Annotated in this window: 13 protein-coding genes; 8 read left to right on the top strand and 5 right to left on the bottom strand. The window is 53.7% G+C overall.

Annotated features, from left to right (window positions below; translation table 11 throughout):
• Nucleotides 1–36: 36 nt before the first annotated feature.
• From pstC to KCG39_RS18535, 7 genes are all read left to right on the top strand, one after another.
• Complete coding sequence (pstC, locus tag KCG39_RS18565; protein WP_004107261.1) at nt 37–996, top strand: phosphate ABC transporter permease PstC; 960 nt, start codon at nt 37–39, stop codon at nt 994–996.
• Nucleotides 996–1,886, top strand: a complete 891-nt coding sequence (gene pstA / locus KCG39_RS18560; RefSeq protein ID WP_004107257.1) for a phosphate ABC transporter permease PstA — start codon at nt 996–998, stop codon at nt 1,884–1,886. Before pstC ends, pstA begins: the two co-directional genes overlap by 1 nt.
• 47 nt (nt 1,887–1,933) lie before the next feature.
• Nucleotides 1,934–2,707, top strand: coding sequence for a phosphate ABC transporter ATP-binding protein PstB (pstB, locus tag KCG39_RS18555; RefSeq protein WP_004107254.1), 774 nt, complete (start codon nt 1,934–1,936; stop codon nt 2,705–2,707).
• A 49-nt stretch (nt 2,708–2,756) separates the two neighbouring features.
• Complete coding sequence (gene phoU / locus KCG39_RS18550; protein WP_004107251.1) at nt 2,757–3,482, top strand: phosphate signaling complex protein PhoU; 726 nt, start codon at nt 2,757–2,759, stop codon at nt 3,480–3,482.
• 469 nt (nt 3,483–3,951) lie between these two features.
• Nucleotides 3,952–5,598 (top strand): carbohydrate porin, encoded by a 1,647-nt coding sequence (locus tag KCG39_RS18545; RefSeq protein WP_139529828.1) that lies wholly within the window; start codon nt 3,952–3,954, stop codon nt 5,596–5,598.
• Between the two features lie 41 nt (nt 5,599–5,639).
• The gene (locus tag KCG39_RS18540) at nt 5,640–6,806 is read left to right on the top strand and encodes an esterase (RefSeq protein WP_049113664.1); all 1,167 of its coding nucleotides are present in this window, start codon (nt 5,640–5,642) and stop codon (nt 6,804–6,806) included.
• Between the two features lie 54 nt (nt 6,807–6,860).
• On the top strand, nt 6,861–7,583 hold the full coding sequence (locus KCG39_RS18535) for a glucosamine-6-phosphate deaminase (RefSeq protein WP_004127007.1): 723 nt from the start codon (nt 6,861–6,863) through the stop codon (nt 7,581–7,583).
• Between the two features lie 56 nt (nt 7,584–7,639).
• On the opposite strand, the gene yieH is transcribed toward KCG39_RS18535, so the two are convergent.
• On the bottom strand, nt 7,640–8,305 hold the full coding sequence (yieH, locus tag KCG39_RS18530) for a 6-phosphogluconate phosphatase (RefSeq protein ID WP_004127005.1): 666 nt from the start codon (nt 8,303–8,305) through the stop codon (nt 7,640–7,642).
• A gap of 167 nt (nt 8,306–8,472) precedes the next feature.
• Between yieH and adeP the strand changes: the two genes are divergently transcribed.
• The gene (gene adeP / locus KCG39_RS18525) at nt 8,473–9,810 is read left to right on the top strand and encodes an adenine permease AdeP (RefSeq protein ID WP_004127003.1); all 1,338 of its coding nucleotides are present in this window, start codon (nt 8,473–8,475) and stop codon (nt 9,808–9,810) included.
• Between the two features lie 48 nt (nt 9,811–9,858).
• Here adeP and KCG39_RS18520 read toward each other — a convergent pair whose 3' ends face one another.
• The 4 genes from KCG39_RS18520 to KCG39_RS18505 all read right to left on the bottom strand — a co-directional run bounded on the left by KCG39_RS18520 (nt 9,859) and on the right by KCG39_RS18505 (nt 13,457).
• Entirely contained in the window at nt 9,859–10,425 is a 567-nt protein-coding gene (locus tag KCG39_RS18520; protein ID WP_004126998.1) for an NADPH-dependent FMN reductase, read from the bottom strand.
• 37 nt (nt 10,426–10,462) lie between these two features.
• Nucleotides 10,463–11,200 carry a 4'-phosphopantetheinyl transferase family protein gene (locus KCG39_RS18515; protein ID WP_142447100.1) on the bottom strand — a complete coding sequence of 246 codons (738 nt, stop codon included), beginning with the start codon at nt 11,198–11,200 and terminating at the stop codon, nt 10,463–10,465.
• A 147-nt stretch (nt 11,201–11,347) separates the two neighbouring features.
• A complete protein-coding gene (yidZ, locus tag KCG39_RS18510; RefSeq protein ID WP_004126988.1) occupies nt 11,348–12,307 on the bottom strand; it encodes an HTH-type transcriptional regulator YidZ in 960 nt (319 codons plus the stop codon).
• Nucleotides 12,276–13,457: an MFS transporter gene (locus KCG39_RS18505; RefSeq protein WP_123828624.1), complete on the bottom strand. Its 1,182-nt coding sequence runs from the start codon at nt 13,455–13,457 to the stop codon at nt 12,276–12,278. Before KCG39_RS18505 ends, yidZ begins: the two co-directional genes overlap by 32 nt.
• Nucleotides 13,458–13,567 lie beyond the last annotated feature (110 nt).

Here is a 13,567-nt window from a genome sequence, read left to right as displayed (position 1 = left end):
TACGATTTTTTCTGGCCCGAAACTGAAGAGTAACGTATGGCTGCAACCAAGCCGGCATTTAACCCTCCGGGGAAAAAGGGTGACATAATTTTCAGCGTGCTGGTAAAACTGGCGGCGCTGATTGTGCTATTGATGCTTGGCGGCATCATCGTCTCCCTTATCATCTCGTCCTGGCCAAGCATTGAGAAATTCGGCTTTGCCTTCCTGTGGACCAAAGAGTGGGATGCGCCGAACCAGATTTTCGGTGCCCTGGTGCCTATTTACGGAACGCTGGTCACCTCATTTATCGCGCTGCTGATCGCCGTACCGGTGAGCTTCGGTATTGCGCTGTTCCTGACCGAACTTTCACCCGCCTGGCTCAAGCGCCCGCTGGGTATCGCTATTGAACTGCTGGCCGCAATCCCCAGTATCGTTTACGGCATGTGGGGCCTGTTTATTTTCGCCCCGCTGTTTGCGACTTACTTTCAGGAACCGGTTGGCAATGTATTGTCGACCATTCCGTTCGTTGGCGCGCTCTTTGCGGGCCCGGCATTTGGTATCGGTATCCTGGCGGCGGGCGTGATTCTGGCCATCATGATCATTCCTTATATCGCGGCCGTTATGCGTGACGTCTTTGAACAGACGCCGGTGATGATGAAAGAGTCGGCATACGGTATCGGATGTACAACGTGGGAAGTTATCTGGCGTATCGTTCTGCCCTTTACCAAAAACGGCGTGATTGGCGGAGTGATGCTCGGACTGGGGCGCGCGCTTGGGGAAACCATGGCGGTGACCTTTATTATCGGCAACACCTACCAGCTTGATAGCGCTTCGCTGTATATGCCAGGTAACAGCATCACCTCCGCGCTGGCCAACGAGTTTGCCGAAGCGGAAACCGGACTGCACGTTGCAGCCTTGATGGAGCTGGGTCTGATTCTGTTCGTTATCACCTTTATTGTTCTGGCCGCATCAAAGTTTATGATCATGCGCCTGGCTAAGAACGAGGGGGCACGCTAATGGCGACGATTGAACTACAAACCACCGCGGAGCTGGCGGAGTCTCGCCGAAAAATGCAGGCGAAACGCCGCATGAAAAACCGCCTCGCCCTGACGCTATCGATGGCGACCATGGCGTTTGGTCTGTTCTGGTTAATCTGGATCCTAATGTCCACCGTTACCCGCGGCATCGACGGCATGAGCCTGGCGCTGTTTACCGAAATGACCCCGCCGCCAAATACAGCGGGCGGCGGTCTGGCGAACGCCCTGGCAGGTAGCGGATTGTTGATTCTGTGGTCGACGGTTATCGGTACCCCACTGGGCATTCTGGCGGGGATTTATCTGGCGGAATATGGCCGTAAATCCTGGTTGGCTGAAGTCATTCGTTTTATTAACGACATCCTGCTTTCCGCGCCGTCGATTGTCGTCGGTCTGTTTGTGTACACCATCGTCGTTGCGCAAATGCAGCACTTTTCCGGCTGGGCGGGCGTGATTGCGCTGGCCTTGCTGCAGGTACCTATCGTTATTCGTACCACTGAAAACATGCTGAAGCTGGTTCCGGACAGCCTGCGCGAGGCGGCCTATGCGCTCGGTACGCCAAAGTGGCGAATGATTTCTGCGATCACCCTGAAGGCATCGGTATCGGGCATTATGACCGGTATCCTGCTGGCTATCGCCCGTATCGCCGGGGAAACGGCGCCGCTGCTGTTTACCGCGCTCTCCAATCAGTTCTGGAGCACCGATATGATGCAGCCGATCGCTAACTTGCCGGTGACGATTTTCAAATTTGCCATGAGTCCGTTTGCGGAGTGGCAGCAACTGGCATGGGCCGGGGTCTTGATTATCACCCTGTGCGTATTGCTGCTGAACATTCTGGCGCGCGTTATTTTCGCGAAGAATAAACACGGTTAATTTTTGCGGCGCGGCGAAACGCGGCGCCGAATGAGGAAGAGAACGAGATGAGTATGGTGAATACGACCCCGGGTAAACTTTCAGTACGTAATCTGAACTTCTACTACGGAAAATTCCATGCCCTGAAAAACATCAACCTGGATATCACCAAAAACCAGGTTACGGCATTTATCGGTCCGTCAGGCTGCGGTAAATCCACGCTGCTGCGTACGTTCAACAAAATGTTTGAGCTGTACCCGGAGCAGCGTGCGGAAGGTGAAATTCTGCTGGATGGCGATAATATCCTCACCAACACCCAGGATATTGCCCTGCTGCGCGCCAAAGTGGGGATGGTGTTCCAGAAGCCGACGCCGTTCCCGATGTCGATTTATGACAACATCGCCTTTGGCGTACGCCTGTTTGAGAAACTCTCCCGCGCGGATATGGACGAGCGAGTGCAGTGGGCTTTGACCAAAGCCGCATTGTGGAATGAAACCAAAGATAAACTGCATCAGAGCGGATATTCTCTCTCCGGTGGTCAGCAGCAGCGTCTGTGCATCGCGCGCGGTATCGCTATTCGTCCGGAAGTCTTACTGCTGGATGAGCCCTGCTCGGCGCTGGACCCGATCTCTACCGGGCGTATTGAAGAGCTGATTACCGAACTGAAACAGGATTACACCGTCGTTATCGTGACCCACAACATGCAGCAGGCCGCGCGTTGTTCCGACCATACGGCATTTATGTATCTTGGCGAGCTGATTGAATTCAGCAACACGGACGATCTGTTTACCAAGCCCGCTAAGAAGCAAACTGAAGATTATATTACTGGCCGCTACGGTTGATTGCCCTTCTGCTTTCAGGCTCTAACCTATTGGGCAATCAGGAGATACTATGGATAACCTAAACCTTAACAAACATATTTCCGGCCAGTTCAACGCTGAACTGGAGTACATCCGCACCCAGGTCATGACCATGGGTGGGCTGGTGGAACAGCAGCTTTCTGATGCGATCACCGCTATGCATAACCAGGACAGCGAGCTGGCGAAGCGCGTTATCGACGGCGATAAGCAGGTCAATATGATGGAAGTGGCGATCGATGAAGCCTGCGTACGCATCATCGCCAAGCGCCAGCCAACCGCCAGCGACCTGCGCCTGGTGATGGCGATTATCAAAACCATCGCCGAGCTGGAACGTATTGGCGACGTAGCGGATAAAATTTGCCGCACCGCGCTGGAAAAATTCTCCCAGCAGCATCAGCCGCTGCTGGTCAGCCTGGAATCGCTGGGGCGCCATACCGTGCAGATGCTGCACGATGTGCTGGATGCCTTTGCGCGTATGGACCTTGATGAAGCCGTGCGTATCTATCGCGAAGATAAGAAAGTTGACCAGGAATATGAAGGCATCGTGCGTCAACTGATGACCTATATGATGGAAGATTCGCGCACTATTCCAAGCGTATTGACCGCGCTGTTCTGCGCCCGCTCGATTGAGCGTATCGGCGACCGTTGCCAGAATATCTGCGAATATATTTTCTACTTCGTCAAAGGTCAGGATTTTCGTCATGTTGGCGGTGACGAGCTGGATAAACTGCTGGCGGGGAAAGACCCCAAAGAGTAATAAATCACAGAGACTAATTCTGATAAAAGGACATATCAGAATTAGTTATGATATATATTTCAGTTTTTTTTCATTAACAATAACGGTGCGATTGTCGTCACAAATAACAATTTCACCAATTGTGGTTTTATTTTTATAGCGTAACAATACGGTTTATCAATCGAGTGACTTGTCGTTACAAGGCTCGAATGGAAACGGCGGATTGTTACTGCGTAAGCAGGCAAAACCTGACATCACCTTTAATCTGGTGATGTCAGGTTTTTTTTTGCCAAATAATCCACTCGCAGTAGATGAATGGGGTTGTTACCGCCGTGCGGGCAAAACCTGAAGAAAATCGCCTCTGTTTTATGCAGAGAGTTTTCTTCAGGTTTTTTTATACGCTGCAAGGATGTCTGAGGGTAACCATGCCTCGCGCTGGTCGTTATTTTTCACGATGTTCAGCTGCACTCATTTTATATAAAGGGAATTTATGTTTAGAAGAAATCTGATTACATCTGCCATTATTATTATGGCGCCGCTCGCTTATTCTACCCATGCTATGGCGGCATCGTTGACGGTTGAGCAGCGCCTTGAACTTCTGGAAAAGGCGCTTAAGGATACGCAGTCCGAACTCAAAAAATATAAAGATGAAGAGAAAGCCAGAAATCAAATATGGGTCGCCAATACGCAGCCGGGCGAAAATAAAACGAGCGCGGCCCAGCAAGTTGTTAGCCCGCCAGCGCCGGCCCGCGCCGCCCAAAAACCGGCGGCAGTGCTGGTGAAAAATGAACAACCTGCGGCTAATGGCGAGTCTATCTATAGCTCCATGACGATGAAGGATTTCAGCAAGTTTGTGAAGGATGAAATTGGCTTCAGCTATAACGGCTATTACCGTTCCGGTTGGGGAACCGCCTCTCATGGATCGCCAAAATCGTGGGCGATTGGTTCGCTTGGCCGCTTTGGTAACGAATACTCTGGCTGGTTTGATTTACAGCTTAAGCAGCGGGTCTATCAGGAAGGCAATAGGCGTGTTGATGCGATCGTGATGTTAGACGGTAACGTCGGGCAGCAATATTCCAGCGGCTGGTTCGGGGATAATGCTGGCGGCGAGAACTATATGCAGTTCTCTGATATGTACGTCAATACCAAAGGTTTCCTGCCGTTTGCGCCGGAGGCGGATTTCTGGGTCGGCAAGCACGGCGCGCCGAAAATTGAAATCCAGATGCTGGACTGGAAAACGCAAAGAACCGATGCTGCAGCTGGCGTTGGTCTTGAAAACTGGAAGGTGGGCGCGGGTAAGTTTGATATTGCGCTGGTGCGCGAGGACGTTGATGACTACAACCGTACGTTGACCAAAAGCCAGCAAATTAACACCAATACTATTGATGTTCGTTATAAAGAGATCCCGCTTTGGGATAAAGCGTCATTGATGGTCAGCGGCCGGTATGTCGCGGCAAATCAGAGTTCATCCGAGAAATATAATGAAGGTAATAATGGGTATTATGAATGGAAAGATACCTGGATGGCGGGAACGTCGTTAACGCAGAAATTCGATAACGGCGGGTTTAACGAATTTTCATTCCTGCTGGCGAATAATTCCATCGCCAGCAGCTTCTCGCGCTACGCGGGATCCAGTCCGTATACCACATTCAACGGCAGATACTATGGCGATCATACTAACGGCACAGCCGTTCGTTTGACTTCCCAGGGAGAAACCTATCTGAGTGATGACATCATTATGGCTAACGCCATCGTTTACTCCTTTGGTAATGATGTCTACAGCTACGAGACCGGCGCACACTCCGATTTCGAATCTATTCGCGCCGTCGTTCGTCCCGCCTGGATCTGGGATAAATATAACCAAACCGGCGTCGAACTGGGCTATTTCAAACAGCAGAACAAAGATATCACCGGCAAGAAATATAACGAATCCGGCTACAAAACCACCTTGTTCCATACCTTTAAAGTGAATACCAGTATGCTGACCTCACGCCCGGAAATTCGTTTCTATGCGACTTATATTAAAGCGAAGGATATCGACCTGGATAAGGCCGCTAACAGCAACACCAGCAGCATTTTTGAAGATGGCAAGAACGATCAGTTTGCCGTTGGCGCCCAGGCTGAAATCTGGTGGTAAGGCTGGCAATGGCCAGGACAAAACTCTAAAGAGGAATAACGATGAAACGACATGCTATTTACTTCGCTCTGGCCCTGGCGGGCGCAGCGTTTACCGCTCATGCTGCGCCGTTTCCGGCCACGCCGAGCGCGGCGATCCCGGTCAGCCAGTATATTACGCAGGTTAACGGCGATAAGAGTATTACCTTCCGCCTGTTTGCCCCGGACGCAAAACGGGTATCCGTGGTGACGGGGGCAACGCCGGACACCTTCGTCTCCCACGATATGGCCAAAGATGAACAGGGGATCTGGACATGGAAAAGCGAAGCTCTGGCGCCCAACCTCTACGAATACTATTTTGATGTCGACGGATTCCGTTCAGTCGATACCGGTAGCCGCTATCAGAAGCCCCAGCGACAGGTGAATACCAGCCTGATTCTTGTCCCCGGCAGCATTCTTGACGATCGCGCGGTGGCTCATGGTGAACTACGCACCTTGACCTACCACTCAAAGGCGCTGAATTCTGAACGCCGTGTCTACGTGTGGACGCCGCCGGGCTATACCGGTACCGGCGAGCCGCTGCCGGTGCTCTATTTCTATCACGGTTTTGGCGACAGCGGCCTGTCGGCCATCGATCAGGGACGTATCCCGCAAATCATGGATAACCTATTGGCGGAAGGTAAAATCAAGCCAATGCTGGTGGTGGTGCCGGATACCGAAACCGATATCCCTGAAGCGGTTGCGGAAAACTTCCCGCCGCAGGAACGGCGTAAAACCTTCTATCCGTTGAATGCGAAAGCGGCGGATAAAGAGCTGATGAACGATATTATTCCGCTGATTGATGCCCGCTTTAATGTGCGTAAAGACGCGGATGGTCGGGCGCTTGCCGGGCTGTCGCAGGGCGGCTATCAGGCGCTGGTCTCCGGAATGAACCATCTGGAGAGCTTCGGCTGGCTGGCGACGTTCAGCGGCGTAACGACCACCACGGTACCGGATGCCGGCGTCGAGGCGCAGCTAAACAACCCGCAGGCGATCAATAAGCAGCTGCGTAACTTCACCGTCGTCGTAGGCGAGAAAGACGCGGTCACCGGAAAAGATATCGCCGGACTGAAAGCGGAGCTGGAGAAGCAGAACATTAAGTTTGACTACCACGAGTTCCCGGGCCTGAATCATGAAATGGACGTCTGGCGTCCCGCCTATGCCGAATTCGTACAGAAGTTGTTCAAATAACATGGAGGAGTCAGTTCGCTGGCTCCTTATCTTCATTATATTCAGGGAGATAACATGAAGTTAATCGTGACGGAAGATTATGCCGAGATGAGCCTGGTCGCCAGCCATCATGTCTTAGGCTACATCACTGCGCCGCGGAGGATGAATCTGGCGGTAACGGCAGGCAGTACGCCGAAGAAAATGTATGAACATCTGACGGCAGCGATTAAAGGCAAATCGTTCTATTCTCAAGTCCATTATTACAATTTTGACGAGATCCCGTTCCGCGGACAGGATCGCGAAGGCGTGACCATTTCCAATCTGCGCAACCTATTTTTCACTCCCGCTCAGATCCCTGAAGAGAACATTCACAAGCTCAGCCATGCAAACTTTATCCATCACGACCAGCGGTTACACGAAGAAGGGGGCCTCGATCTGATGGTGATGGGCCTCGGCGCTGACGGCCATTTTTGCGGTAACTTGCCGAATACCACGCGGTTCCACGATGCGACGGTGGAAGTTCCTATCATCGGGGGTTTGGTGGATCTCGTCGCGCACGGCGAAATGGGCGGCGACTTCTCCGCGGTGCCGGATAGCTACGTCACGATGGGGCCGAAAAGCGTCATGGCGGCGAAAAATTTGCTGCTGATCGTCAGCGGAGCGGCAAAAGCGCAGGCGCTAAAACAGGTGATTGAAGGCGAAGTCAGCGAGCGGGTTCCGGCATCTGTGCTGAAACTGCATCCATCCCTGGTGATAGTGGCTGATAAAGCGGCGGCTGCGGAATTGAGTCAACCGTAATCCACTTTCAGCGTAGCGCAGGCGGGACGCTCCCGGGTTGCGCTACGCTGCGGCTTTTATCGAGTAATATGCCAGCCGCGCGCTTTCCACAGTTCCGGCAGCGCTTCCAGACGGGTAAACGTCGTCACTTTCGGATGGTCGATGGGCTTGTTGTGCGGATCGGCGCAGAAGTAGAACACCTCCATGCCTGCCGCGATCCCCGACTGCGCGCCTGCGCTGGAGTCGTCGACCAGAATGCAGTTCTCGACGTTAACGTTCATCGCTTTTGCGGCATGCAGCATTAGCGCCGGATCGGGCTTCCAGCGCTGGATATCGTAGCCGCTATACAGACGCTCGGGGAAATGGCGCAGCATGCCTGTTTTACCGAGAGAGTGCTGCATTTTGCTGACCGGGCCGTTGGAGACCACGCACATCGGCACGTTGACCGCGTCCAGCAGCGCCTGGGCGCCAGAAATGACTTCCAGTTCAGTATCAAACAGGCGTGCGACTTCATCGCGGTAAACCGGTTCAAGGGTCGCCTTATCCAGATTAACGCTGTACTCCGCGTTAATAGTATCGATAATCTCGTACAGCTTTACGCCTTTGAAGCGCTTAAAAATCTCTTCTAAATCCAGCGTAATGCCGAATTCCCTGAACATGTGAACGTAGGCGCGGGAGCAGATCACCTCGCTGTCGACCAGCGTGCCGTCACAGTCGAAAAATACTGCTTCTGGTTGGGTCATGTCGTTTCCATTTTAATAAGTTAACGTTTTCGTCATGCTGATTGGTGAGACGCAATCGTTGCCGTATAAGCAAAATCGATGAAAAAAAGTATCTCACAACCGCCCTTATTGTCGCATTTTGGTATAGGATAGCGACGAATTTTCCCTCCTTTGTTCGGAAACCGATAATGAGTCAACAACAAACCAGCCAGTCATCTGGCCAGGGTCTGCTGGAGCGCGTGTTCAAATTACGTGAACACGGCACCACGGCACGCACCGAAGCGATTGCAGGTTTCACCACTTTTCTGACAATGGTGTACATCGTTTTTGTTAACCCACAGATTCTCGGCGTGGCGGGTATGGATACCAGCGCCGTTTTTGTCACAACCTGTCTGATTGCCGCATTCGGCAGCATTATGATGGGGCTGTTCGCTAACCTCCCGGTGGCGCTGGCGCCGGCAATGGGCCTGAACGCCTTCTTTGCTTTTGTCGTGGTACAGGCGATGGGCTTGCCCTGGCAGGTCGGGATGGGCGCGATTTTCTGGGGCGCCGTTGGCCTGCTGCTGCTGACGATTTTCCGCGTGCGCTACTGGATGATTGCCAATATCCCGGTTAGCCTGCGTATTGGCATCACCAGCGGTATCGGCCTGTTTATCGGTATGATGGGCCTGAAAAATGCGGGCGTTATCGTCGCCAACCCGGAAACCCTGGTGAGTATCGGCAACCTGACGTCCCACAGCGTGCTGCTGGGTATTCTTGGCTTCTTTATTATTGCAATTCTGGCTTCCCGCAACATCCACGCGGCGGTGTTGGTTTCTATCGTGGTTACCACGCTGCTGGGCTGGATGCTGGGTGACGTTCACTACACAGGCATCGTGTCCATGCCGCCGAGCGTGACTACGGTGATTGGTCATGTTGACCTGGCGGGCTCGCTGAATCTCGGCCTGGCGGGCGTGATCTTCTCGTTTATGCTGGTTAACCTGTTCGACTCCTCCGGCACGCTGATCGGTGTGACCGATAAGGCCGGTCTGGCCGATGCGCAGGGCAAGTTCCCGCGTATGAAGCAGGCGCTGTTTGTCGATAGCGTATCGTCCGTTGCGGGCTCCTTTATCGGCACCTCTTCCGTAACCGCCTATATTGAATCGTCCTCAGGCGTTTCCGTGGGCGGCCGTACCGGCTTAACCGCTGTGGTCGTTGGGCTCTTGTTCCTGCTGGTGATTTTCCTGTCGCCGCTGGCGGGTATGGTCCCGGCCTATGCCGCAGCCGGTGCGCTGATTTACGTTGGCGTCCTGATGACCTCCAGTCTTGCGCGGGTGAAGTGGGATGATTTAACCGAATCAGTGCCTGCGTTTATTACCGCCGTGATGATGCCGTTCAGCTTCTCCATTACGGAAGGTATTGCCTTAGGCTTTATCTCTTACTGCGTTATGAAGATTGGTACCGGCCGCCTGCGTGACCTCAGTCCGTGCGTGATTGTGGTTTCGCTGCTGTTTGTACTGAAGATTGTGTTTATCGACGCGCATTAATTCCTGCGCCGTCACACTCGCCCGTTCTGACGAGCGTGACGGCGTCTGTCAGGCCTTAACCCGCTGAATATACTCGGCAAAAGCGCTCAGCTGTCCGCTCAGATGATCGAGCGTACTCTGATCGACGACTTTCCCCTCCTGCGGATCCACTTTGTTCTGAATCACGCCGCCCATAAATTCGGGCTTATTCATCACCATTGCATCGAGGAATACCAGAATCTGACGCAGGTGATACTGACAGCGCGCACCGCCAATAGCCCCCATCGAACTGGTTTGAATCAGTACCGGCTTACCGGCCAGCGGCTGTTCCGGCAGACGAGATAGCCAGTCGATGGCGTTTTTCAGGCCGCCGGGAACCGAATAGTTATATTCTGGCGTCACGATGACCACACCGTCGGCCTCGCGAATTTGCTGCGCGATATCCTGAACGCTTTGTGGGAATCCCTCTTCCTGCTGGACATCGGCATCATAGAGTGGAATATCGCCAATGGACGGTAATGCGGAAACCGCCATACCTGCGGGCGCGATGCCGGGGAGGGTACGCGCGACCATGGCATTAAAAGAGCCTTTGCGCAGACTTCCGAGTAACGTAACAATTTTCAACGTATCAGACATAATTGCTCCTTTGCATCATGATGGCCGGGAAAACCGGTCAGTTGAGGGAGATGGCTTTTTCTAACGGTAAATGGGTAAAGCGCATAAGCCGGGCGGACGGTTCTTTGGCGCGAGCCTGCGCGTCGGGCAGGCTGCGCCAGCCCTCTTTACCATTATATTCCCAGACTTTCAGCTGACCGATATCCGGGCTGGCGGCGATGGACCAGACCAGCACCGTTTCGGCATCGCAGACGGCTTCGATTGCCTGCGTCCCACTTGTCCTTAACCGCCCGGAGCCCGGAAGAAGCTGTAGGTTAACGGCGGTTTCGCCGGTCAGTTTCATGACGCTTTTGCGCAGCGCGTCAAGCTGAGCGCGAGCTTCGTCAGGATCGTGCTGATTGCTAATCCATACACGCTCATTACTGTTGAAAACGTAGCGGTCGGCGTCGTGCGGGGAGTGTAAACCGCGGGTGGCGTGCGGTAATTCCATATCCAGGCCGCAATCGCCTTCGGTGGTTAACGCGACGCCAACGATATTTCCAGCATAGGAGATGGAGAAACGCGGGAGATGTTCGTCGCGAAATGCGGGTTTTCCATTTTCTTCATCAATGATTTCAGGTAGTTCGCTGATGCCGTACAACATAAAGAGGAGTTCTGCGAGGAGTGACCGGGAAGCGCGATAGCGGCTTTGTCGGTACTCAGGCAGGCGCCTGGCGGATTGATGGCAGGCCGCTGACAGGCGTGTTGATAGCGGTTCCCGGGTGTTGAGTATCCCTCTTGCAAAATGCGTTGCCATTCGTCGCTCCGTGATTAATGGTCAATGATAGAAATTGCGAATTATATTATCGCTCAGAATTGTCAGGTTTTAATGCGGAAATCATCCGTTGAAAAGAGAAATCGCATGAATTTTACAATTTATTGCGCAAGGCGGGCTAAACCAGCGCTATAGCGGTTCAGTGTAAAGCTGTCTCAGCGTTTCTCGTAGCCAGACGATCTTCGGGTTGTAGCTGTTGCGCTTATGCCACAGGAGGGTAAAGGGGACGCGTATTTTCTCCAGCTGCGACGGTTCCAGCGGCAGCGGCAGTGAGACCAGCGGCAGATGATGCTGCTGATTGTAGCGCTGGCAATAACGCGGGGCGGTGGCCAGCATCGTATGATGAGGCTGGGCTGCCATAAACAGCGACTGTTCAAAGCCCGGAACGGTTAACGCCACGGTGCGTTTATGCCCCAGGTCGTGCAGAACATCATCCAGCGCCCAGGTATCGCTTTGTTCCCAACAGATATTGATATGCGGGTAGCGCAGGAAAGCGTCCAGATTCCATTCATCGTTCAGCGCGGGATGGTCGGCGCGCAGCCATACCTGCGGTAGATCGGTGAACAGGATTTCAAAATCGATATACCAGGGCAGCAGGCTGAGCTGTTCACGGGAGCGAGGATGGGTTTCCCGGCCGCAAAAACCGATGTCGACTTCGCCGCGAATAATGGCATCCAGCGAATCGTAATCCCAGTTGCGCAGGCGGATCAGCGCCTGCGGATAGCGCTGGTAGATCCGCTGTGAAAGCGTATTCAACAGGATCATCAGCAGGGGCGACTCCGCCGCCAGCTCAAACTTTAGCCCGCTTGGCATAGTGTGATGGGGCTTGTCGAGGATCTGATTACCCATCTGCATCCAGTCCGCCAGATCCTGCTCCATACTGCTCATCAGCGGCGTGGGCGACAGCCCCAGAGGCGTTTTGACAAACAGCGGATCGTCAAACCAGGCTCGGAGTTTGGCCAGCGACTTGCTCACCGCCGATGGCGAAACGTTCATCCGCTTCGCCGTGCGGGTAACGCTGAGCTCCTGAGTTAAGAGCTGCAGGCACAGCAGTAAATTAAGATCGAGACTCGACAGGGGTTTCTTCATAGCGTTGCGCGGCCCGCGCCGGAGAGGCGACCATAATCAGAACAATACTCACTATGCTACAGGCAATAAGTATCCCGATCAGCATATTCATCGCGCTGAGCCCGATGATAGCCGCCAGCCAAATCCACAGTGAAGAGCCGCAAACCTGAGCAATCCCCAAAACTGAACTCGCCATGCCAGCGCGTAGAGTAAATGGCCCCAGGGCCTGGCTCATCGCCACGCCAAAGCCGGCGGAGAACCCGGCGCAAATCAGTCCCAGCCCCAGCATCGTTATCGTCTGGCTGGTGGCAAGGCTCAGCAGCACGCCCGCGATAAAAAAGAGCGCCTGCGAGGTCAGCATCAGGGTGCGGGGTTTAAAGAGCGACAGAGCAAACGGCGTCGAGAACGATACCACCATGCTCACTAGCGCCATGAGTGCCATCGCCATGGAATAAGTCCCGCGATCGAAGCCCATCACTTCCATCATGAGCACCGGGGAGACGTTAACGTAGGTCAGAATAGCCGTCACGCTGAGGGTAGTCATGATCATTCGGCTGAGGAAAAAGCGGTTAAGCAGCGATTCGAGGGCCACATTTTGCTGCGCCGCCTGCGGAACGGATGTTGGACGCGTTTCCCGCAAGATAAATATCGACAGCAGTCCCACCAGAACGCCCATGCCGGTCATGGTATAGAACAGGCTCTGCCAGGGGTATTTCAGCATAATCAGGTGGCCGAGTACCGGCGCCAGCACCGGAATAATGCAGGTGATGCCGTTAAGGAGGGAAAGCACCTTCGCCCGGCGGCGATCGTCGAGGGTATCGCGCAGCACCGCAAAGGCAACGACGTAGCAGCTGCCGGCGCCAATCCCCTGAATAAAACGCCCCGCCAGGAAGTGGGCGCTGACCTGCGCCTGCGAGCAGATAAGGGAGGCGAGTATGAAAACAACGGCGCCGAAAATCGCCACTGGCTTACGGCCTGACTTGTCGGCGATACGGCCAGCAAACAGCATGGCTGCGGCCATCCCCGCCAGATAAACCGAGAAGGCGATGTGCAGCTGCGCTTCACTAGCCCCCAGATCCTGCGCAATGCGCGGCAGGCCGACCAGATACATATCAATACCGGATGGATAAAGCAGAACCAGCGCAAAACTGCAGATAAGAAAGCGTGCCATAGAACCCTCGCATAAGATTGCCGTACAGCATAGAGGGGTTCGTGCGGTAGTACGAGTTGCCATTTGGACAACAATGATTTCCTGGGAGGAAAAGCGACGAAGCAAGCGCC

This window comes from Klebsiella pasteurii, from assembly GCF_018139045.1.
Classification (GTDB): domain Bacteria; phylum Pseudomonadota; class Gammaproteobacteria; order Enterobacterales; family Enterobacteriaceae; genus Klebsiella; species Klebsiella grimontii.
Note: the sequence above shows the minus strand (reverse complement) of the source record. Positions and strands in the feature narration are given on the sequence as shown.